At 55.1% G+C, this 20782-nt stretch carries 22 protein-coding genes; 13 read left to right on the top strand and 9 right to left on the bottom strand.

The features are described from left to right. The first annotated feature begins 8 nt into the window (after positions 1 to 8). The 5 genes from rsxG to gstA all read left to right on the top strand — a co-directional run bounded on the left by rsxG (position 9) and on the right by gstA (position 4761). Positions 9 to 629 carry an electron transport complex subunit RsxG gene (rsxG, locus tag DOU50_RS08210; protein WP_032651034.1) on the top strand — a complete coding sequence of 207 codons (621 nt, stop codon included), beginning with the start codon at positions 9 to 11 and terminating at the stop codon, positions 627 to 629. A 2-nt stretch (positions 630 to 631) separates the two neighbouring features. Then, complete coding sequence (locus tag DOU50_RS08205; RefSeq protein WP_023617347.1) at positions 632 to 1318, top strand: electron transport complex subunit E; 687 nt, start codon at positions 632 to 634, stop codon at positions 1316 to 1318. Further along, entirely contained in the window at positions 1315 to 1950 is a 636-nt protein-coding gene (nth, locus tag DOU50_RS08200) for an endonuclease III (protein WP_008500570.1), read from the top strand. Before DOU50_RS08205 ends, nth begins: the two co-directional genes overlap by 4 nt. Before the next feature lie 591 nt (positions 1951 to 2541). Continuing rightward, entirely contained in the window at positions 2542 to 4050 is a 1509-nt protein-coding gene (gene dtpA, locus DOU50_RS08195; protein WP_024909352.1) for a dipeptide/tripeptide permease DtpA, read from the top strand. A gap of 105 nt (positions 4051 to 4155) precedes the next feature. Continuing rightward, a complete protein-coding gene (gene gstA, locus DOU50_RS08190; protein ID WP_048991235.1) occupies positions 4156 to 4761 on the top strand; it encodes a glutathione transferase GstA in 606 nt (201 codons plus the stop codon). A 77-nt stretch (positions 4762 to 4838) separates the two neighbouring features. On the opposite strand, the gene pdxY is transcribed toward gstA, so the two are convergent. The 5 genes from pdxY to anmK form a co-directional block, all read right to left on the bottom strand. Next, positions 4839 to 5699 (bottom strand): pyridoxal kinase PdxY, encoded by an 861-nt coding sequence (pdxY, locus tag DOU50_RS08185; RefSeq protein WP_148769168.1) that lies wholly within the window; start codon positions 5697 to 5699, stop codon positions 4839 to 4841. A 66-nt stretch (positions 5700 to 5765) separates the two neighbouring features. Continuing rightward, the gene (tyrS, locus tag DOU50_RS08180; RefSeq protein WP_023335449.1) at positions 5766 to 7040 is read right to left on the bottom strand and encodes a tyrosine--tRNA ligase; all 1275 of its coding nucleotides are present in this window, start codon (positions 7038 to 7040) and stop codon (positions 5766 to 5768) included. Between the two features lie 125 nt (positions 7041 to 7165). Further along, complete coding sequence (gene pdxH / locus DOU50_RS08175; RefSeq protein ID WP_024909355.1) at positions 7166 to 7822, bottom strand: pyridoxamine 5'-phosphate oxidase; 657 nt, start codon at positions 7820 to 7822, stop codon at positions 7166 to 7168. Between the two features lie 57 nt (positions 7823 to 7879). After that, positions 7880 to 8203, bottom strand: coding sequence for a C-type lysozyme inhibitor (gene mliC, locus DOU50_RS08170; protein ID WP_024909356.1), 324 nt, complete (start codon positions 8201 to 8203; stop codon positions 7880 to 7882). A 93-nt stretch (positions 8204 to 8296) separates the two neighbouring features. Next, positions 8297 to 9421 (bottom strand): anhydro-N-acetylmuramic acid kinase, encoded by a 1125-nt coding sequence (gene anmK, locus DOU50_RS08165; RefSeq protein WP_148769167.1) that lies wholly within the window; start codon positions 9419 to 9421, stop codon positions 8297 to 8299. Positions 9422 to 9675: 254 nt separating this feature from the next. Between anmK and slyB the strand changes: the two genes are divergently transcribed. Next, complete coding sequence (slyB, locus tag DOU50_RS08160) at positions 9676 to 10143, top strand: outer membrane lipoprotein SlyB (protein ID WP_014883569.1); 468 nt, start codon at positions 9676 to 9678, stop codon at positions 10141 to 10143. Between the two features lie 201 nt (positions 10144 to 10344). Further along, a complete protein-coding gene (locus DOU50_RS08155; RefSeq protein WP_148769166.1) occupies positions 10345 to 11706 on the top strand; it encodes a GGDEF domain-containing protein in 1362 nt (453 codons plus the stop codon). 35 nt (positions 11707 to 11741) lie between these two features. Here DOU50_RS08155 and slyA read toward each other — a convergent pair whose 3' ends face one another. Next, complete coding sequence (slyA, locus tag DOU50_RS08150; protein ID WP_024909359.1) at positions 11742 to 12182, bottom strand: transcriptional regulator SlyA; 441 nt, start codon at positions 12180 to 12182, stop codon at positions 11742 to 11744. Between the two features lie 186 nt (positions 12183 to 12368). Here slyA and DOU50_RS08145 point away from each other — a divergent pair, with 186 nt between their 5' ends. The 3 genes from DOU50_RS08145 to DOU50_RS08135 are packed head-to-tail and all read left to right on the top strand — an operon-like array spanning position 12369 to position 15501. After that, entirely contained in the window at positions 12369 to 12605 is a 237-nt protein-coding gene (locus DOU50_RS08145) for a DUF1656 domain-containing protein (RefSeq protein ID WP_024909360.1), read from the top strand. A 2-nt stretch (positions 12606 to 12607) separates the two neighbouring features. Next, positions 12608 to 13468, top strand: coding sequence for an HlyD family secretion protein (locus tag DOU50_RS08140; RefSeq protein WP_048991240.1), 861 nt, complete (start codon positions 12608 to 12610; stop codon positions 13466 to 13468). Next, a complete protein-coding gene (locus DOU50_RS08135) occupies positions 13468 to 15501 on the top strand; it encodes an FUSC family protein (protein ID WP_148769165.1) in 2034 nt (677 codons plus the stop codon). The genes DOU50_RS08140 and DOU50_RS08135 overlap by 1 nt, the downstream gene beginning before the upstream one ends. On the opposite strand, the gene sodC is transcribed toward DOU50_RS08135, so the two are convergent. The 3 genes from sodC to DOU50_RS08120 all read right to left on the bottom strand — a co-directional run bounded on the left by sodC (position 15480) and on the right by DOU50_RS08120 (position 17263). Then, the gene (gene sodC / locus DOU50_RS08130; RefSeq protein WP_048030739.1) at positions 15480 to 15998 is read right to left on the bottom strand and encodes a superoxide dismutase [Cu-Zn] SodC; all 519 of its coding nucleotides are present in this window, start codon (positions 15996 to 15998) and stop codon (positions 15480 to 15482) included. The genes DOU50_RS08135 and sodC overlap by 22 nt on opposite strands. Positions 15999 to 16078: 80 nt before the next feature. Then, complete coding sequence (locus DOU50_RS08125) at positions 16079 to 16975, bottom strand: aldo/keto reductase (protein WP_148769164.1); 897 nt, start codon at positions 16973 to 16975, stop codon at positions 16079 to 16081. Between the two features lie 48 nt (positions 16976 to 17023). Further along, complete coding sequence (locus DOU50_RS08120) at positions 17024 to 17263, bottom strand: DUF1289 domain-containing protein (protein WP_008500587.1); 240 nt, start codon at positions 17261 to 17263, stop codon at positions 17024 to 17026. A 149-nt stretch (positions 17264 to 17412) separates the two neighbouring features. Here DOU50_RS08120 and eptA point away from each other — a divergent pair, with 149 nt between their 5' ends. From eptA to DOU50_RS08105, 3 genes are all read left to right on the top strand, one after another. Beyond that, a complete protein-coding gene (gene eptA / locus DOU50_RS08115) occupies positions 17413 to 19038 on the top strand; it encodes a phosphoethanolamine transferase EptA (RefSeq protein ID WP_024909365.1) in 1626 nt (541 codons plus the stop codon). 41 nt (positions 19039 to 19079) lie between these two features. Continuing rightward, positions 19080 to 19679 (top strand): TetR/AcrR family transcriptional regulator, encoded by a 600-nt coding sequence (locus DOU50_RS08110; RefSeq protein WP_148769163.1) that lies wholly within the window; start codon positions 19080 to 19082, stop codon positions 19677 to 19679. 54 nt (positions 19680 to 19733) lie between these two features. Then, positions 19734 to 20782: alkene reductase (locus tag DOU50_RS08105; protein WP_148769162.1), on the top strand; the 1049-nt coding region annotated here is incomplete at its 3' end.

The following is a 20782-nucleotide window of genomic DNA, read 5'->3' as shown; positions in this document are numbered from 1 at the left end:
GTTTCGCCATGTTAAAAACGATGCAAAAACACGGCGTCACGCTGGCTGTCTTCGCCGCGGTCCTGACGGGGCTGACGGCACTGGTTAATGCGCTGACCAAAACGACCATCGAAGAACAGGCCTCGAAGCAGCAAAAGGCGCTGTTCGATCAGGTGATCCCGTCCGATTTCTACGATAATGACCTGCAAAAAAGCTGCTTTGTGGTAGACGCGCCGCAGCTTGGGAAAGGCCCGCACCGCCTCTTTATCGCCCGTAAAGGGGATAAACCGGTCGGCGCAGTGATGGAAGCGACGGCGCCTGACGGCTATTCCGGCGCCATTCAGCTGCTTGTGGGCAGCGATTTCTCCGGCACCATACTGGGCACCCGCGTGACGGAACACCATGAAACGCCGGGTCTTGGCGATAAAATTGAAACCCGCCTGAGCGACTGGATTTTGCACTTTGCCGGTAAAGTGATCCATGGCGAAGGTGACACCGCGTTTGCAGTGAAGAAAGATGGCGGCGAATTCGACCAGTTCACCGGGGCGACCATCACCCCACGTGCGGTGGTGAATGCCGTCAAACGAGCCGGGCTGTATGCTGAAACGCTGCCCGCGCAAATCAACAATCTTCCGGCCTGTGAGGAGTAATCATGAGCCAGGTTAAAGAGGTTATTGTCCAGGGGTTGTGGAAGAACAACTCCGCGCTGGTACAGCTTCTGGGCATGTGCCCACTGCTGGCGGTAACGTCCACCGCCACCAACGCGCTCGGTCTGGGTCTGGCAACCACGCTGGTATTGACCCTGACCAACCTCTCCATCTCTGCCCTGCGCCGCTGGACGCCGTCGGAAATTCGTATTCCGATTTACGTCATGATCATTGCGTCGGTGGTCAGTATCGTTCAGATGCTGATTAACGCCTATGCGTTTGGCCTGTACCAGTCGCTCGGGATCTTTATTCCCCTTATCGTCACTAACTGTATCGTTGTCGGGCGCGCGGAAGCCTTCGCGGTGAAAAACAGCCCCGCCATGTCGGCGCTGGATGGGTTTTCCATTGGCATGGGTGCCACATGCGCCATGTTCGTGCTGGGCTCGCTGCGCGAGATCCTCGGTAATGGTACGCTGTTTGACGGCGCAGATGCGCTGCTCGGCGGCTGGGCCAAAGCGCTGCGCGTTGAAGTGTTCCACACCGATACGCCATTTCTGCTGGCCATGCTGCCGCCCGGCGCGTTTATTGGCCTTGGCATGATGCTGGCGATAAAATACCTGATTGATGAAAAACGTAAGCGCCGCGCGGCTGAGCGCAGCGTTCTGGAAGGGACACCCGAGAAGGCCTCATGAATAAAGAAAAGCGCATTGCGATCCTGACCCGTCTGCGGGACGAGAACCCGCACCCGACGACGGAGCTGAATTTTACCTCCCCGTTTGAGCTGCTGATCGCGGTGTTGCTTTCTGCGCAGGCGACCGACGTGAGCGTCAATAAAGCCACTGCCCTGCTCTATCCGGTCGCCAATACGCCGAAAGCCATGCTGGAGCTGGGCGTGGAAGGCGTGAAGTCGTATATCAAAACCATCGGCCTGTTTAACAGCAAAGCCGAGAACGTCATCAAGACCTGCCGGATCCTGCTGGAACAGCACGGAGGCGAAGTGCCGGAGGACCGCGCTGCGCTGGAAGCCTTACCGGGCGTGGGGCGTAAGACCGCAAACGTGGTGCTTAACACTGCGTTTGGCTGGCCCACTATCGCCGTGGATACGCATATATTTCGCGTGTCTAACCGGACCAACTTCGCGCCGGGGAAAAACGTCGAGCAGGTCGAAGAGAAACTGCTGAAAGTGGTTCCGGCAGAATTTAAGGTGGATTGCCATCACTGGCTGATTCTGCACGGCCGATATACCTGTATTGCCCGCAAGCCTCGCTGCGGCTCCTGCATTATCGAAGATCTCTGCGAATACAAAGAAAAAGTGTATCCCTGATCGCCCCAATCCCATATTAAAGGAAGGGCTATCGAATGCTCTTCTTTTGGCCGTTACTTGTCCGTCTTTCGCTTACTCTGACCTGTCACTTGTTCGGTTGTTTAACGCTCAAACAGGTTAATACTTTTTTCATGGCCAAAAATTTCTATACATCTGTGATCGCGATCACCCTGATAACTTCATGTTGAATTTTTGTTGTCAAAATCGGCCTAAACCCTTTGTCTGACAAGATACTCACCTCCCATTACCGAAGATAAGACCAGCTATTTTTCAGAATATGGGCTATATCACTGCGTAAAGCGACAAATAGCAGAACATATCGCCAAAAGCCGATCCGGACGGGTCATTACCAGTCGAAAAAACTACCTTTACTCATCGTATGAAATTTAACGCTGAATAACATTTGCATGAACCGACGATTATACCAGCCCAGATATATGTAACAGATTATTACAAACGTATTGCCAGACGGGGCAGGATAGTGAACATTACCCGCCGTTTCTCCTCCCAATATAACTATAAGGCGTATGGACTACGGCCATCACGCTATGAACACCCCCATTAATATGGGATGTAAAAAAAGAGGTATATGTGTCTACTGCAAACAATAAACCAACAGATGAAAGCGTGAGTCTTAACGCTTTTAAACAACCTAAAGCGTTCTATCTCATCTTCTCTATCGAGTTATGGGAGCGTTTTGGTTATTACGGCCTGCAAGGGATCATGGCGGTTTACCTGGTAAAACAGCTGGGTATGTCCGAAGCTGATTCCATCACGTTGTTCTCTTCCTTCAGTGCTCTGGTGTACGGTCTGGTCGCGATTGGCGGCTGGCTGGGCGATAAAGTCCTCGGGACTAAACGCGTCATCATGCTGGGCGCCATTGTCCTGGCGATTGGCTATGGTCTGGTGGCATGGTCAGGGCATGATGCCGCTGTCGTGTATATGGGTATGGCGACGATTGCCGTTGGTAATGGTCTGTTCAAAGCGAACCCGTCCTCTCTGCTTTCGACCTGCTACAACAAAGACGATCCGCGCCTGGACGGTGCATTTACCATGTACTACATGTCCATCAACATCGGTTCGTTCTTCTCTATGCTGGCAACCCCATGGCTCGCGGCGAAATTCGGCTGGAGCGTGGCATTTGCACTGAGCTTCGTGGGTATGTTGATCACCGTGGTGAACTTCCTGTTCTGCCGCAGCTGGGTTAAAGACTACGGTTCAAAACCTGACTTCGAGCCTGTGCATATGGGCAAACTGCTGGCCACCATCGTGGGCGTTGTTGTCCTCGCGGCCATCGCCACCTGGCTGCTGCACAACCAGGGTATCGCACGTGCCGTTCTGGGCGTGGTTGCGCTGGGTATCGTGGTCATCTTTGCAAAAGAAGCATTCGCCATGCAGGGTGCGGCCCGTCGCAAGATGATTGTGGCGTTCATTCTGATGCTGGAAGCGATTATCTTCTTCGTGCTGTACAGCCAGATGCCAACTTCACTGAACTTCTTCGCCATCCGTAACGTAGAGCACTCCATTCTGGGTATCGCGTTTGAACCTGAGCAGTTCCAGGCACTGAACCCGTTCTGGATCATGATTGGTTCCCCAATTCTGGCCGCTATCTATAACAAGATGGGTGACCGTCTGCCGATGCCGCACAAGTTTGCGCTGGGTATGGTGCTGTGTTCTGGTGCCTTCCTGGTACTGCCACTGGGTACCAAATTTGCGTCCGACGCAGGTATCGTTTCCGTTAACTGGCTGATCCTGAGCTACGCGCTGCAGTCTATCGGCGAGCTGATGATCTCCGGCCTGGGACTGGCCATGGTTGCGCAGCTGGTTCCTCAGCGTTTGATGGGCTTCATCATGGGTAGCTGGTTCCTGACCACTGCCGGTGCGGCAATCATCGCGGGTAAGATTGCTAACCTGATGGCTGTTCCGGAAAATGTAACCGATCCACTGCTTTCCCTGAACGTCTACGGTACCGTGTTCATGCAGATTGGTATCGCGACTGCGGTAATTGCCGCTCTGATGCTGCTGACCGCGCCGAAACTGAACCGTATGACTCAGGACGACGACAAGACCGCTAAAGCGACAAACACCGCTACCGCGTGATTTCCGTGAGAAACGACTGACCAGAAGCCGCTAATGCATTAGCGGCTTTTTTTTTATCCGTTTGCGCACTAACATAGCTGAAACCTCAGCAAAAAGGAGTTACCGATGAAACTGTTCTACAAACCGGGTGCGTGCTCTCTTGCTTCCCATATCACCCTGCGCGAGAGCGGCAAAGATTTCACGCTGGATGGCGTTGACCTGATGAAAAAACGTCTGGAAAACGGCGATGATTTTCTTGCCATCAACCCGAAAGGACAAGTTCCGGCGCTCTTGCTGGATGACGGTACTCTGCTGACCGAAGGCGTGGCGATTATGCAGTTCCTGGCCGATAGCGTACCCGATCGCCATCTGCTGGCACCGGTCAGTACCATTTCGCGTTATAAGACGCTGGAATGGCTGAACTACATTGCCACCGAGCTGCACAAAGGCTTTACCCCCCTGTTCCGCCCGGATACGCCGGAAGAGTTCAAACCGACCCTGCGCGCCCTGCTGGAGAAAAAGCTGCAGTACGTTAACGCATCGCTGAAAGACGATCAGTGGATTGCGGGTCCGCGCTTCACGATTGCCGATGCGTACCTGTTCACCGTGCTGCGCTGGGCGCGCGCGGTTAAGCTTAACCTGGAAGGGTTAGACCATATTGCAGCGTATATGAAACGCGTGGCAGAGCGTCCTGCGGTGGCTGCGGCGCTGAAAGCGGAAGGTCTTAGCTAATATCGCCCGGGGGCGCTTCGCTTGCACGGGCCTACAGGTTTTGTAGGCCGGGTAAGCGCAGCGCCACCCGGCATCGTTTAAAGCTGGGTAGCGCTGAAATAGTGCTCCGGCTTCGCGATACGATCCTGTGCCGCGACCACCTGCAGTTCATATTCCTGCATCTCTTTCGTCGCAATCATGATTTCGTACACCGCCGCAGTAACATGCTCGAGCGCGTCGCGCATTGTCGCCCCTTGCAGTAATTTCACCAGCAGCAGACCGCTGGTGACATCTCCGACCCCAACCGGCTGGCGCTGGCCAAAATCCACCAGCGGACGGCTGATATGCCAGGCATCCTTTTTCGTCACCAGCAGCATCTCAAAGCGATCCTGACTTAGCCCTGCGCGCGCGAGGTGTTTTACCAGCACAACCTCAGGACCTTGCGCGATCAGCTCGCGGGACGCGCTTACGGCCTCTTCTACGCTGTTAACCGGATGCTCGCAGAGAATTTCCAGTTCAACCAGGTTTGGCGCAATGATATCGCTGGCGGGCAGCGCGTGGCGGACGTGAAACTCTGCAACGCCTGGCGCCACGATACAGCCTTTCTCCGGATGCCCCATGACGGGGTCGCAGAAGTATTTTGCCGACGGGTTGGCGGCTTTCACCTGGCGCACGATACCGAGGATATGCTCCCCCTGCTCCGCTGAGCCGAGGTAACCGCTCAGCACGGCGTCACAGCGTTTGAGCTGGTCGATATCGGCAATACCCTGCACAACCTCAGTGAGATGCGAAGGCGGCATCACACAGCCGGTCCATTTGCCGTATTGCGTGTGGTTAGAGAACTGCACGGTATTAAGGGGCCAGACGTTGACGCCGAGGCGACGCATCGGGAATTCCGCGGCGCTATTGCCAGCGTGTCCAAAAACAACGTGGGACTGAATGGCGAGGATGTTCTTCATTTTTTTCTTACCAAACCCTGAAAAAACAAAAGGGGCGTGGTTTCCCACGCCCCTGAAGACTGTTAATTACTTCCAGCAGACAAGGCAGTAATTTTTCTTGCCGCGACGCAGCAGCGTGTAGCGACCATACAGACGATCGCCGTCAACGAAGGTGTATTCCGGGTCGGCCTGCTTCTCACCGTTGATGGTGATAGCGTTAGACGCGATGGTTTTACGCGCCTGACCGCGGGAAGGCTGGAGCTCGGAGTCCACCAGCGCCTGCATCAGGTCAGCCCCTTTTTCCATCTCAACCATCGGCACACCGTCCTGAGCCAGCTGTTCGAAGTCCGCTTCGCTCAAATCGCTCAGGGTACCGTTGAACAGGCTTGCGGTAATGCGTTTTGCCGCGGCCAGACCTTCTTCACCGTGAACCAGTTTGGTCACTTCGTCCGCCAGCACGTACTGAGCGCGCGGTGCTTTACCGCTGTTCTTGTCTTCTTCTTCCAGCGCGTTGATCTCTTCAATGTCCATAAAGGTGAAGAACTTCAGGAAGCGGTAAACATCGGCATCCGCCGTGTTGATCCAGAACTGGTAGAATTTGTACGGGCTGGTTTTCTTCGGATCGAGCCACACCGCGCCGCCTTCGGTTTTACCGAATTTGGTGCCGTCGGCTTTGGTGATCAGCGGAACGGTCAGACCAAAGACCTGGTTCTGGTGCAGGCGACGGGTCAGGTCGATACCGGAGGTGATGTTACCCCACTGATCGGAACCGCCAATCTGCAGGGAAACGCCGTGCAGTTTGTTCAGGCAGGCAAAGTCATACCCCTGCAGCAGGTTGTAGGAGAACTCGGTAAAGGAGATACCCTGGTCGTCGCGGTTCAGACGCTGCTTCACGGCCTCTTTGTTAATCATCTGGTTAACAGAGAAGTGCTTGCCGATATCACGCAGGAAGGTCAGCACGTTCATGCTGCCAAACCAGTCGTAGTTGTTCGCGGCAATGGCGGCATTATCACCACAGTTGAAGTCGAGGAACGGTGCAACCTGTTTGCGGATCTTATCTACCCACTCCTGCACGGTATCTTCGGTATTCAGTTTACGCTCAGCGGCTTTAAAGCTTGGGTCACCAATCAGACCGGTCGCGCCACCCACCAGGGCAACAGGCTTATGGCCCGCCATCTGGAAGCGTTTCAGGCATAACAATGGAACAAGATGCCCCAAATGCAAGCTGTCAGCGGTGGGATCGAAGCCGCAATAGAGCGCGATCGGGCCTTGCGCCAGTCGCTCTGCTAACGCTTCCTCGTCCGTCACCTGGGCCACGAGGCCCCGCTCTTGCAATTGTTTAATCAAGTTACTGCTTGCCATCAAATTCTCCATGTATAAACGACTGCACCTTTGCCGGTACACGACTTTTCGCCTGATGCGAAAGGACCATAGAATAAAGCGCAAGCGCGGTGTGCGCTAGCGCTTAAATCAACAAATTTCGGGGATTACGGTGCCAGTCTGTCGATTTTCCAGCCGCCATTCTCGCGCTGGTATAAAAAGCGGTCGTGCAGGCGGTGTTCGCCCCCCTGCCAGAACTCCATCTGCTCAATCGGGATACGGAAACCGCCCCAGAAACTTGGCAGGGGAATTTCACCCTGCTGGAACTTCTGTTTCAGCTCCAGGAATTTACTTTCCAGCACGCCGCGGGCGGAAATTCGGCTGGACTGTTTTGATACCCAGGCGCCAATCTGGCTGTCACGCGGACGGCTGTGGAAATACTTCACCACTTCCAGCGTCGAGAGACGTTCCGCTTTGCCGGTGACCATCACCTGACGCTCCAGCATATGCCACGGGAACAGCAGGCTGATGCGCGGATTATTTTCTAAATGGTGCGCTTTGCGGCTGCCAAGGTTGGTATAGAACACCAGTCCTTTCTCGTCATAATGCTTGAGCAATACGATGCGCTGATACGGTTGACCGTTTTCATCTACCGTCGCGACAACCATGGCCGTTGGATCGGCGAGTTTCGCTTCGCAGGCCTGTTTCAGCCAGCGTTCAAAAAGCACGAGGGGTTCAGCGGGAAGATCCTGGCGACGCAGGCCGCCTTTGGTGTATTCACGGCGCAGATGCGCAATTTGCTGCAGTTCATCGTTATCTGACATGGCGTTAGCTGACATTGAGAGTGGGTGGCGCTATTGTGCGCCGCCCCTGTAAAAATCTCAACGCTTCGGGTTTTCGAGCTGGCAATTGTTCAGCACAATGCGGTCGCGCTTGTAGACCGTGGCGCTGTCGCCTTTCGACCAGAAGACGTAGATACCGTCTGAGTAACGTGCGCCGGAGGCCGACATACCCTGCTTCAGCGTCAGCAATTTATTGTCGTAAACAAAGCTGGCTTCCTGACGTGGATTATTCAGCTTCACGGTCAACGGTTTTTCGTCGCAGCGATACTCCAGCGTATCGGTCTGCATGCGCTCAAGGAACTGGTTATAGACGCTGCATCCTGACAGCAACAAAGGGGCGGCAATAAGAAGAAGTTTTTTCATGGGCGTATTCCGAAGACTTTCCTGGTCCTGGAGGGCATGGCTGCCCCCCTGTTTCGTTCCATTCTAACGACGACGCGCCGCGCTGAATTTCAGTTAACTCTGATTATGACGAGGATTGGCCGGGAAAATCGCCCCGAGGACGCTCGCTTCACGCGCACCGGTTACCGACGGCAAGTTGCCCGGCAGTCCGGCAATGGTGCGCCAGGCGAGCCATGCGAAGGCCAGCGCCTCCATATCATCACCGCTGATGCCGGCCTCATCGGTCGTCGACACTTCGGTACCCGGCAGCAGCCCGGCAAGACGCGCCATCACCAGCGGGTTACGGCTTCCTCCGCCGCACACCAGCAGGCGCTCACATCCACCGCTGAGCAGAACCTGTTCGGAGATCGACACGGCCGTCAGCTCAGCAAGCGTCGCCTGGACATCCTGCGGCGCGAGCGCCGGGAATGGCGACAGCTGACGCTCAAGCCAACCCAGGTTGAAGTATTCACGCCCCGTGCTCTTAGGGGCCGGCAGAGCAAAATAAGGATCGCTTAGCATCGACTGCAGCAGCGGAAGAATCACTTTCCCCCCGCTCGCCCACTCCGCATTTTTATCATACGGTTGGCCGCACTGACGCCAGATCCAGGCATCCATTAACATATTGCCCGGGCCGGTATCGTAGCCGCGGACCGGCTGTCCCGGGATAAGCATCGACAGATTGGCGATCCCACCAATGTTGAGCACCATGCGCCGCTCTGAAGGGTGCGCCAGTAACGCCTGATGGAACGCGGGCACCAGCGGCGCGCCCTGTCCGCCAAGGGCGATATCGCGACGACGGAAATCGCCGACGACCGTGACGCCCGTCTTCGCCACAATCTGGTTGTTATCGCCGATTTGCAGAGTATGCGGGGCCTCTCCGATGGGCTCATGCCAGACCGTTTGTCCGTGACACCCGATGGCGACCACATCCTGCGGGTGAAGATGTTCTTTTTGCATCAAAGCCTGCACCGCATCCGCAAACAGCGCCCCCAGGCGAACATCCAGCTGTCCAAGCTGGGAAAGGGTCAGCTGCTGCCCCTGACAGATACTCAGAATATCCTCTTTCAGTGAAATGGGGATTGGCCAGGTCAGGCTCGCCTGCTGCGCCACCATATTTTCGTCAATGGCGGCCAGAACGACATCTACCCCATCCAGACTGGTGCCTGACATCACACCAATGTAGCGACCCGATTTCATGCGCTTTCCTTACGTTGCGTGGGCTAAGGATATCCACTCAACCATAAACGGCGCCGCTTTGCCATCCGGCAATAATATTTTTTAACAATGTCAGACGGGTAACACAGGCGGACCTGTTTATGTCTCGTTAAGTCAAATTCAAGTACAATTTTCCTATTGTTAATGCAAAGATATGAACTATGGCTCCTTATGCCATATAATTTAGCCATAACGGATGCCCTCAATCGGGCGTTTTTGGTGAACAGGAGATTCAAATGATTGTACGTGTACTGGGCGTTTCGCTGATTGGTTTAACCCTGGCTGGCTGTGTGAATGACAGCTCACTGTCTGGCGACGTTTACAGCGCTTCTGAAGCAAAACAGGTTCAGAGCGTGACTTACGGTACCGTTGTTAACGCCCGTCCTGTACAAATTCAGGGTGGCGATGACAACAACGTTATGGGCGCAATCGGCGGTGCTGTTCTGGGTGGTTTCCTCGGGAATACCGTTGGCGGCGGTACAGGCCGTTCTCTGGCGACCGCTGCGGGCGCTGTGGCGGGTGGTGTTGCAGGCCAGGGCGTTCAGGGTGCAATGAACAAAACGCAGGGCGTAGAGCTGGAAATTCGTAAAGACGACGGCAGCACCATTATGGTTGTTCAGAAACAGGGGAATACCCGTTTCTCTGCTGGTCAGCGTGTCGTGCTGGCAAGCAACGGAAGCCAGGTGACCGTTTCCCCACGATAATTAAAACGGGATGTGGCTATCAGGCCTCATCCCTTTACAATATATATCATTTTCATGAATATATTTACAAAATATATTCACCCCACCCATTATTCACCCCACCGTATATTGTTTCTGCGCAAAGTAATTATTGTTTCAATTGATTAAACTCTTCGCTATTACCTCCTGTTCATTCATCTTTAATTATTTAAAAAAATTTATATGCTTGCGAATCGTCTTACCGTAAAAGGTCGTTATCTCTCGTTCTGTTTCGGTTGTGTTATTGTCATCGGAATATTACAGGGTTTATTTTCAAAACTGGTTGAATGGGTACCTTCCTTTTCGCCGCTGTTGTTCCCCACGCTCACCATTTTTTTACTGGTATTTCACCTGTTTATTGCCTGTTTTATGGCAATGAAATACTGGTGTGATAAGAGGCGTCTGTATCTGGTTGCCATCGCTTTTGCCTTTGCCGGTTCGGCATTGCTGATGGTTGGAACGCTGTCCAGTTTTCCCGCCTGGCTGGATCTCTACCAGTTCAACGTCGTGAACTATAACGATGCGATGATCTACTATATGTTCCGCCATCTCATCATGGCGGTCCTGTTCATCGCTTCGGCCCTGCTGTTTCCCCTGCGTAATCAGCCCCTTTCGCGGCTGACGCATATCGCTATCGTCAGCACGACATTTCTTTTTACTGCCGGTGGCGTGATGGTGGCGTGGATGTATTCCAGCCATTTTGATTTTTTATCCCTCGATCTGGTTGATAATGAAACGCGGCAGTTTATGGTTCTCTGGAGCCAAGGCATTAATATTTCTTTAATTGTCCTCTGGGTGGTGACATTAGCAACGCTGATGTTTATGACGCGCGTACGTAATCTGTTCTGGGTGACCGGTAATTTTCTTTGTGTCTGCTATATCGTCACGCTCTTAATGCTGTTATTGGGTGGGCATGCCGAAGACATATCGTGGTATCGCGCCCGGTTATTTGAAACCGTCGCCACGCTGCTGATTATTTTTGTTCTGCTCTGCGATGTCTTCAGCTTGTACCGTGAATCGCATTTAAAGTATCAACAGTCGTATCAGAATTCGATTCGCGATCCGCTTACGCGCCTGTATAACCGCAGCTATTTTTATGAATCGTTAAATCAGGCGCTGGCTGTCGCAAAATCCAGCCGCCCTGTTTCGGTTATCGTCAGCGATCTCGATCGCTTCAAGCGCATCAACGACAACTACGGTCACCTGCAGGGGGATAAAGTCTTACAGTTTGTCGCCAATCTGCTGGTGGATTCCGTGCGCCCGCAGGACATCGCGGCGCGTATCGGTGGTGAAGAGTTTGTCCTGATGCTGGCAAATACCCCTTCAGACGCAGCATGCCAGGTGGCGGAACGCATACGCCTGAAGCTAAGCAGCTTTGATAAAACCAGCAGCGGCGGTCAGTTGCCGGAGCCCATCACCATCAGTATGGGGGTGTTTACGGCAACGTCATCAACGATAACCGCAGAAACGTGCGTGGAAAGTGCCGACAAGGCGATGTATGAAGCGAAGGAGACGGGTCGTAACCGTGTGGTCGTCTTTAAGTAAAAAAAGGCCTTGCTGCTGCAAGGCCTTATTGTTTGTCAGTCTCGCGACTGCAGCTCATGGATGTTTTGCTCAAGACGCCCAATGAGGCTGATGAGCATTTCCAGCTCCGCCGGTGAAACGCCTGACAGGATTTCACCGCGCGTCTTAGTGATCACGGCTTCCATTTCCGTGATGATAGGCGCCGCTTTTTCGGTGAGTTTAATCCGTTTCGCACGACGATCGCTCGCGCAGGTTTGCCGCGAGATCAACCCCTTCTCTTCCAGCTGGTCAAGCGTGCGTACCAGCGACGGTTGCTCAATGCCTATCGCTTTTGCCAGTTGAATTTGCGACTGATCGGGCGGCAGCTGATGAATGTTGTGCAGCGTGACCCAATGCGTCTGTGTGAGTTCCAGAGGTTTCAGGCGATGGTCAATCAGAGCACGCCAGACGCGTACCAACCTTGCCAGATCAGAACCTAATGGCGATTCCAATTTCATCTCCTTATAATTAGCTTGCTAAGTTATTATACTGATTTTAGAATAGTGTGCAGCATTTGTATTGCCAAAACAAATGCAATACTGCATTCATCGAACTTAAAAGTATGACTTACACTGAATTGTGATGCTTCATCATACTATGACAAGCCAACGCGGCATTCTGTTCACTGCAAAGGATTTCTGCCCGTGACGTTTTTTCATCGCTCAGAGGGGTTACCCCTTCAGGACCTGATCTTCGGTGCGTCAGTCTACTTTCCCCCCCTGTTTAAGGCCGTGCTGGTGGGCTTTATTCTCTGGCTCATCGCGCATCGTCTGCTTCGCGACTGGATGTACTCCGGCGAAATCTGGCATCCCATGCTGATGGATCTTTCCCTGTTTGCCCTCTCCGTATGTCTGGGCCTTGCTGTCTTGATGGTGTGGTGACTATGCCTCTGAAAACGCTAAAGTACTTTTCCACCCTGTTTGTTCTCGCCCTCGCGCTGGTTGCGGGCTGGTGGATGTGGAATTTTTATATGCAGTCGCCCTGGACGCGTGACGGTAAAGTTCGCGCTGAACAGGTCAGCATCACCCCTCAGGTGTCGGGAAGTATCACGACGCTACTGGTTAAGGATAACCAGTTCGTCAAAAAGGGAGATGTTTTATTCCGAATTGACGACACCCCGTACCACATTGCGATTCTGAACGCCGAGGCGCAGCTGGCGAAAGCCCAGTCTGACCTGGCAAAGGCCAACAACGAGGCCAACCGCCGCCGTCACCTGTCGCAAAACTACATCTCAGCGGAAGATTTAGACACCGCGAATATCAACGTTAAGGCCATGCAGGCGAGCGTCAACGTGGCGGAGGCGACGCTGAAGCAGGCGCAGTGGCAACTGACCCAAACCGTGATTACGGCACCGGTCGATGGATGGGTGACCAACCTCTCCGCCCGCGTGGGTAACTACGCCACTACCGGCCAGCCGGTTTTTGCCCTCGTCGACAGCCACTCCTTCTACGTCGTGGGCTATTTCGAAGAGACCAAGCTTCGCCATATCCGCGAGGGATCGCCCGCCGCGATTACGCTTTACAGCGGCTCGCAGAAGTTACAGGGTCACGTATCCAGCATAGGCCGGGCCATTTACGATCAAAGCGTTGAAACAGATTCCGGGCTGGTGCCGGACATTAAGCCAAACGTTCCCTGGGTGCGCCTGGCCCAGCGCGTTCCGGTTCGCGTAGAATTTGACCGTTTACCGCAGGACATTACCCTGGTCTCCGGCACCACCTGCACCGTCTCCATCGGAAACCGGTGATGAAGCTGCCGGCACTCTCCTGGCACAACACCCCGTGGATGAAAGCGACGCGTCCCCAGTGGCGCTACGCGCTGCGTAACGGCATTGCCATTTGCCTGGCGCTGACCGTCGCCTACTACCTGAACCTGGATGAACCCTACTGGGCGATGACGTCTGCCGCGGTGGTGAGTTTTCCTACGGTCGGTGGGGTGATCAGTAAGAGTCTTGGACGCATCGCAGGCAGCCTGCTCGGTGCCACGGCGGCGTTAATTATCGCCGGCCATACGCTGAACGATCCGTGGATGTTCCTGCTGAGCATGGCGGCGTGGCTGGGGTGCTGTACCTGGGCCTGCGCCCATTTTACCAATAACGTCGCCTACGCTTTCCAGCTGGCGGGCTATACCGCCGCCATTATCGCCTTCCCGGTCGTCAACGTGCTCGACACCACCGAGCTGTGGGATATCGCGCAGGCGCGCGTCTGCGAAGTCATTGTCGGGATCCTCAGCGGCGGCTTCATGATGATGATCCTCCCCAGCACCTCCGACGGCACCGCGCTCATCACCGCCCTCAAGACCATGCACACCAGGCTGCTTGAGCACGCGAGCCTGCTGTGGCAACCGGATACCAGCGATGAGATCCGCCTCGCGCACGAAAAGGTGATCGGACAGATCCTGACCATGAATCTGTTGCGTATTCAGGCGTTCTGGAGCCACTACCGCTTTCGTCGTCAGAACACCCTGCTAAATTATTTGCTGCACCAGCAGCTGCGTATGACCAGCGCCATCTCCAGCCTGCGCCGGATGCTGCTCAACTGGCCGACGCCGCCGGAAAACACCCGTGCCGTCATCGAAACGCTGCTCGCGACCCTTGCGCGCCCGGATGCGGACATCTACACCGTTGCGAAGATCATCGCCCCGCTCGCCCCGGTTGATGAGTACGACTATCGTCATCGCGCCTTCTGGCAGCGTCTGAATTACTTTTGCCGACTGTACCTGCGCAGCAGCCGCTGGATTAACGCGGTTGAGAATGCCACGCCGGTCACGGAGTTCAACGTGCCCGGGAGCCCGGCTCTCGCCCGCCATACCGACTACCTCGAAGCGCTGTGGAGCGGTTTTCGCACCTTCTGCGCGCTGATGCTGGTGGGGGCGTGGAGCATCACCACGCAGTGGGAGTCCGGTACGGCGGCCCTGACGCTTGCCGCCATCAGCTGCGTGCTTTACTCCGTCGCGGCCTCGCCGTTCAACTCGCTGACGCTGCTGCTACGCACCCTGGTGCTGCTGTCATTGTTCAGTTTTGTGGTGAAGTTTGGCCTGATGGTGCAGATAAGCGATCTGTGGCAGTTCCTGCTGTTTTTGTTTCCCCTGTTAACCACCATGCAGCTTCTTAAGCTGCAAATGCCAAAACAGGCGGGCCTCTGGGGACAGCTGATTGTCTTTATGGGCTCGTTTATCTCCGTGACCAATCCGCCGGTGTACGATTACGCCGATTTTCTCAATGACAACCTGGCGAAAATCCTTGGCGTGGGGCTGGCGTGGCTGGCTTTCGCGGTGTTGCGTCCCGGCTCCGATGCCCGCAAGAGCCGCAGGCATATCCGGGAGTTACGCCGGGGGTTTGTAGACCAGCTCAGCCGTAAACCGCATCTGGGTGAAAACGAGTATGAATCGCTGGTGTATCACCACGTCAGCCAGCTGAATAACAGCCAGGACGCGCTGTCCCGACGCTGGCTGCTGCGCTGGGGCGTGGTGCTATTGAACTGCTCGCACGTGGTCTGGCAGCTTCGCGCGTGGGAAACGCGCTCCGATCCGCTGTCGCAGGTTCGTGATGTGTGTATTTCCCTGCTGCGCGATGTAATGAGCGAGCGCGGTGTCCAGCAGCGGCCGCTGGCAGCCACGCTGAATGAACTGCAGCGGATCTGCGATACGCTTGCACGCCATCATCTGCCCGCCGCCCGTGATTTGGCCTCGATAATCTGGCGGCTGCACTGCTCGCTGTCGCAGCTGGAGCAGGCCCCACCGCCGGGAACGATTGGGGATCAGATCACGCCGCAGGCATAGCGCGCCCCGCCGCCGCCCAGCGGTTTAGGCTGATCGGACATATTGTCGCCGCCGACATGGATCATCAGCGCTTTGCCTTTGACTTCATCCAGCTTTTTCAGACGCGGCGCGACAACGGGATCGGTGGCTTTACCGTCGTTATTGACCACCAGCACGGGCAGATCGCCCAGGTGTCCCATTCCATCCGGGCCCTCATGCTTGCCGGTATGCTGCGGATCCAAGTGCCCCCCTGCCGCTTCCGCCGCTGACGCTTTACCCTCTTTTAATGCGGGCTGACAGCTTCCTTTGGCGTGAACATGGAAACCATGCTCACCGGGAGGGAGTGCTTTGAGGTTGGGAGCGAACTCCAGCCCTTTGTCGGTTTCCGTGATTTTCACCGTACCGATGGACTGACCCACACCCTGAGAGGTGACGAGATTCATTTCCACTTCGTCGCTGGCTGCCTGCGCCCCTGCGCAAACAACCAGCGCGACCATTGCCAGAGCAAAACGCTTCATATGACCTCCGCTGGTTATTTTTTGCCCCTTAAGTGTATACCAGGGGCAAAGATTTCACCGGAAAGTCACCTTCTGGCGGTTTATGGCACGTCGTAGCCCAGCGCGGCTTTGCGGATGCGGAACCACTGCTGGCGGGTCATCTGCAGCTCTTCAGCGGCCAGCGCAGACCGCACGCGTTCAATCTTGCCGGAACCGATAATGGGCAGCGGTTTTGACGGCAGACGCAGGATCCACGCGTAAACCACCTGCTCGATGCTCTCCGCGTTCAGCTCGCGGGCGATGGTTTCAAGCTCGTTGCGCAGCGGCTGGAATTCATCATCATTAAACAGGCGTCCGCCACCCAGGCACGACCAGGCCATCGGGCGAATGCGCAGCTGTTGCAGCTGGTCGAGCGTACCGTCCAGCAGCAGCGGCTGGTGTACCGGGGAGATCTCAACCTGGTTAGTGGCCAGGGTAAACGGCAGCCGAGACTGAAGCAGCGCAAACTGTGCCGGGGTAAAGTTGGAAACGCCAAAGTGACGCACTTTCCCACTCTGGTGCAGGTTCAGGAAGGCTTCCGCCACCTCATCGGCATCCATCAGCGGATCCGGACGGTGGATTAACAGCAGGTCGATACGATCGGTCGCCAGATTGACCAGCGACTGCTCGGCGCTCTTGATGATATGCGCGCTGTCGGTGATGTAATGACCGAGGGCGTGTTCTGGTTTTGCCGTGGTGGCAATTCCACACTTCGTGACGATCTCCATGCGATCGCGGAGTGCCGGAACCAGCTTGAGCGCCTCGCCGAACGCGGCCTCGCACTGGTAACCGCCGTAAATATCCGCATGGTCGACCGTGGTGACGCCCAGATCGATATGCTCTTCAATAAAGCTCGCCAGCTGGAGGGGGGACATATTCCAGTCCATCAGGCGCCAGTAGCCCATCACAAAACGGGAGAATTCTGGCCCCTGGGGGGCAAGGGTAATTCGCTGAACCATAACATTTTCCTCAAGGACGTGATGTCATGAGTATACGCAATTACCGTGTTAAAAAAGTGAAGGTTGCTGGGGTTCTTCGGTCTCACCGGCTTTGTTTGCGCGTATTTTGCGCAGAAGACGCTGACGGCAGAGGCGTAATACCTCCTGCTTCTGCGTGTCGCTAAAGTTTTGCCAGTTAAAACGCTCATCGCGGGTACGCATGCACCCGCGGCAATATCCGCGTTCATCCACCTGACAAATCCCCCGGCACGGGCTCTGGATGGGGAAAAACTCCAGCTGCTCTGCCACACTCACCTCCAGATAACCACTCTCACCTACAGTGAAGACGCTAAACGCGCCACGTGCAAGGCCTGTACCACAGATTTGTGGCATTAAGGTTTCACTAATCTTCCCTCTTTATACTCGGCCCATCATGATAATGACAGGTTCATCGATCGATGTGGTTAATCAAAAAGTTACAATGTAACGACATAAAATTTACTCTGGGCTGTGCACTCTTCTTTACGCTAATCAACGGGCTGTTTATCCAGCGCAGCTGGGCCATTATCGCCCCTACCCATCTGCACGACATCTTCTTTGCCGCCTCCGTACCGCTGGTGCTGTTTTGCGGCTGGGTGATTGTGTTTAGCCTGCTTAATATCCCCTATATCCGTAAGCCGCTGCTGATCGTCTTAACGATCGGCTGCGCCGCGGCAACCTACTTTATGTACACCTACGGCGCGGTGATCGATCAGAACATGATTGTGAACGTGTTCGAAACTAACTCTCAGGAAGCGACGGCCCTGGTGACCCCGCAGATGATTCTGTGGATTGTCATCGCTGGCCTCGTGCCTTCCGTGGTGCTGGCGTTGACCCGCATTCGTACCGGGAAATGGTGGTATGCCCTGCTGACGCGCGTTGCCGCGATGCTTGGCGCTCTGCTGGTGATTATCCTGATTGCCGCGCTGTTTTATAAAGACTACGCGTCGCTGTTCCGCAACAACAAAAGCATCGTCAAAATGGTCACCCCGGCGAACTATGTCAGCGCCGTGGTGAAGTACAGCAAAATGCGCTGGTTTGCTGGCGATCAAACGCTGGTGCGTATTGGTGAAGATGCCCATAAAGGGCCACTGATTACCGGTCAACAAAAGAAAACCGTTCTGGTATTGGTCGTTGGGGAAGCCTCTCGCGCGGCGAACTACTCCCTTAATGGTTACGATCGTGAAACGAACCCGGAGCTGAAAAAGCAGGATGTGATTAACTTCCCGCAGGCTTCCTCATGCGGTACCGAAACCGCGGTTTCCGTGCCGTGCATGTTCTCCGGCATGACGCGCAGCAAATACGATGCCGACCTGGCTCACCATCGCGAGGGGCTGCTCGACGTGCTCAAGCATGCGGGTATCAACCTGCTGTGGCGCGACAACGACGGCGGCTGTAAAGGCGCCTGCGATCGCGTGCCCCATACAGACATGACGCAGTGGCAGTTGGATCAATTCTGCAAAGACAAATCCTGTATTGACGATGTGAATTTCTACCGTCTGGACAACGTGCTGGATGGTCTGAAGCAGGACACGGTGCTGGTTATCCACCTGATGGGAAGCCATGGTCCAGCGTACTATCGCCGCTACCCGGACAACTTCCGTAAATTCACCCCAACCTGCGACACCAATGAGATTCAGGATTGCGATCATCAGGCGCTGATGAATACCTATGACAACACCATCCTGTATACCGACAGCATGGTCAGCAAAACCATTGATGCGCTGAAAGCCCGTCAGGCGAGCATGAACACCGCGCTGATTTATCTCTCCGATCACGGTGAATCACTGGGTGAAAGCGGTATTTATCTGCACGGTACACCGTACATGCTGGCGCCGGAGCAGCAAACGCATATTCCATTTATGTTCTGGCTGTCACCGGATTACGCGAAAAACTTTGGCATCAACGAACAGTGTTTGCGTGACCATGCAGCAAAAAATGCGGTTTCTCAGGACAATTTGTTCTCGACCGTGCTGGGTATGATGGACGTGAAATCAACGGTTTATCAACAGCAGCTGGATATACTGAGTGCATGTCGTCAGTAAACTCGCTTGCATTAGACCGAACGGTCTATTAGAGTGCGGCCATGAGCAGAAATACTGAACACGATACCCGCGAACATCTACTGGCAACCGGCGAGCGTCTTTGCATGCATCGCGGGTTTACCGGTATGGGGTTGAGCGAGTTATTAAAAACCGCCGAGGTACCGAAGGGGTCGTTTTATCACTACTTTCGGTCCAAAGAGGCCTTCGGCGTAGCGATGCTGGAACGTCATTATGCTGGCTACCACCAGCGACTGGCGACCCACTTTGCATCGGGTGAAGGTAACTACCGGGATCGTGTTCTGAACTACTATCAGGAAACGCTGAACCAGTTCTGTCAGCAGGGCATTATCAGCGGTTGTCTGACCGTTAAACTGTCTGCAGAAGTGTGCGATCTTTCTGAAGATATGCGCACAGCGATGGATAAAGGTGCCCGCGGCGTGATCGCCCTGCTGGCCCAGGCGCTGGAAAAAGGCCGCGACGAAAAAACGCTGTCCTTTACCGGCGACCCCTTGATGCAGTCTCAGGTGCTCTATTCCCTCTGGTTAGGGGCCAACCTGCAGGCAAAAATTTCGCGCAGTGCCGTGCCGCTGGAAAGCGCGCTGGCACATGTGAAAAACAGCATTACTGCGCCTGGCGTATAACGGGCGCTTTTTATTTACCTTATTACTAGTCGACTGGTCTACTCAGGAGTCTTTATGTCAGCTGAAAAACTGTTTACCCCATTGAAAGTGGGTGCCGTCACGGCGCCAAACCGCGTGTTCATGGCTCCGCTGACCCGTCTGCGCAGCATTGAGCCGGGTGACATCCCCACCCCACTGATGGGTGAATACTATCGTCAGCGCGCAAGCTCTGGCCTGATCATCACCGAAGCCACGCAGATTTCTGCTCAGGCGAAGGGTTATGCGGGTGCGCCGGGTCTTCACAGCCCGGAACAGATCGCCGCATGGCAGAAAATCACCGCGGGCGTCCACGCTGAAGAGGGTCGCATTGCGGTCCAGCTGTGGCATACCGGTCGTATCTCTCACAGCAGCATTCAACCTGGCGGCCAGGCACCGGTCTCCGCTTCGGCCCTGAGCGCCAATACCCGTACGTCCCTGCGCGATGAAAACGGCAATGCGATCCGCGTGGATACCTCTATGCCGCGTGCGCTGGAGCTGGACGAAATCCCGGGGATTGTTAACGACTTCCGCCAGGCCGTGGCCAACGCCCGTGAAGCCGGTTTTGACCTGATTGAGCTGCACTCCGCGCATGGCTATCTGCTGCACCAGTTCCTGTCACCGTCGTCTAACCATCGCACCGACCAGTACGGCGGCAGCGTCGAAAACCGCGCCCGTCTGGTGCTGGAAGTGGTGGATGCGGTATGCAAGGAGTGGAGCCCGGACCGTATCGGCATTCGCGTTTCCCCTATCGGGTCTTTCCAGAACGTCGACAACGGCCCGAACGAGGAAGCGGATGCTCTGTACCTGATCGAAGAACTGGCTAAACGTGGCATCGCTTATCTGCACATGTCCGAGCCTGACTGGGCCGGCGGTAAGCCTTACACGGATGCTTTCCGTCAGAAAGTGCGCGAGCGCTTCCACGGCGTGATCATCGGTGCAGGCGCCTATACCCCGGAGAAAGCCGAAGACCTGATCGGCAAAGGGCTGATTGATGCTGTCGCGTTTGGCCGCGACTACATCGCCAACCCGGACCTGGTTGCTCGTCTGCAGAAAAAAGCAGCGCTCAACCCGCAGCGTCCGGAAAG

Source organism: Enterobacter sp. C6 (genome assembly GCF_008122455.1).
GTDB classification, from domain to species: domain Bacteria; phylum Pseudomonadota; class Gammaproteobacteria; order Enterobacterales; family Enterobacteriaceae; genus Enterobacter; species Enterobacter pseudoroggenkampii.
Note: the sequence above shows the minus strand (reverse complement) of the source record. Positions and strands in the feature narration are given on the sequence as shown.

Coding starts and splice junctions, on each gene's coding strand:
- tyrS (WP_023335449.1), bottom strand. CDS start 7,040: ATGGCAAGCAGTAACTTGATTAAACAATTGCAAGAGCGGGGCCTCGTG.
- DOU50_RS08110 (WP_148769163.1), top strand. CDS start 19,080: ATGAGCAGAAATACTGAACACGATACCCGCGAACATCTACTGGCAACC.
- eptA (WP_024909365.1), top strand. CDS start 17,413: ATGTGGTTAATCAAAAAGTTACAATGTAACGACATAAAATTTACTCTG.
- DOU50_RS08205 (WP_023617347.1), top strand. CDS start 632: ATGAGCCAGGTTAAAGAGGTTATTGTCCAGGGGTTGTGGAAGAACAAC.
- gstA (WP_048991235.1), top strand. CDS start 4,156: ATGAAACTGTTCTACAAACCGGGTGCGTGCTCTCTTGCTTCCCATATC.
- sodC (WP_048030739.1), bottom strand. CDS start 15,998: ATGAAGCGTTTTGCTCTGGCAATGGTCGCGCTGGTTGTTTGCGCAGGG.
- mliC (WP_024909356.1), bottom strand. CDS start 8,203: ATGAAAAAACTTCTTCTTATTGCCGCCCCTTTGTTGCTGTCAGGATGC.
- pdxH (WP_024909355.1), bottom strand. CDS start 7,822: ATGTCAGATAACGATGAACTGCAGCAAATTGCGCATCTGCGCCGTGAA.
- rsxG (WP_032651034.1), top strand. CDS start 9: ATGTTAAAAACGATGCAAAAACACGGCGTCACGCTGGCTGTCTTCGCC.
- DOU50_RS08125 (WP_148769164.1), bottom strand. CDS start 16,975: ATGGTTCAGCGAATTACCCTTGCCCCCCAGGGGCCAGAATTCTCCCGT.
- DOU50_RS08140 (WP_048991240.1), top strand. CDS start 12,608: ATGCCTCTGAAAACGCTAAAGTACTTTTCCACCCTGTTTGTTCTCGCC.
- pdxY (WP_148769168.1), bottom strand. CDS start 5,699: ATGAAGAACATCCTCGCCATTCAGTCCCACGTTGTTTTTGGACACGCT.
- DOU50_RS08155 (WP_148769166.1), top strand. CDS start 10,345: ATGCTTGCGAATCGTCTTACCGTAAAAGGTCGTTATCTCTCGTTCTGT.
- DOU50_RS08135 (WP_148769165.1), top strand. CDS start 13,468: ATGAAGCTGCCGGCACTCTCCTGGCACAACACCCCGTGGATGAAAGCG.
- anmK (WP_148769167.1), bottom strand. CDS start 9,421: ATGAAATCGGGTCGCTACATTGGTGTGATGTCAGGCACCAGTCTGGAT.
- slyB (WP_014883569.1), top strand. CDS start 9,676: ATGATTGTACGTGTACTGGGCGTTTCGCTGATTGGTTTAACCCTGGCT.
- nth (WP_008500570.1), top strand. CDS start 1,315: ATGAATAAAGAAAAGCGCATTGCGATCCTGACCCGTCTGCGGGACGAG.
- slyA (WP_024909359.1), bottom strand. CDS start 12,182: ATGAAATTGGAATCGCCATTAGGTTCTGATCTGGCAAGGTTGGTACGC.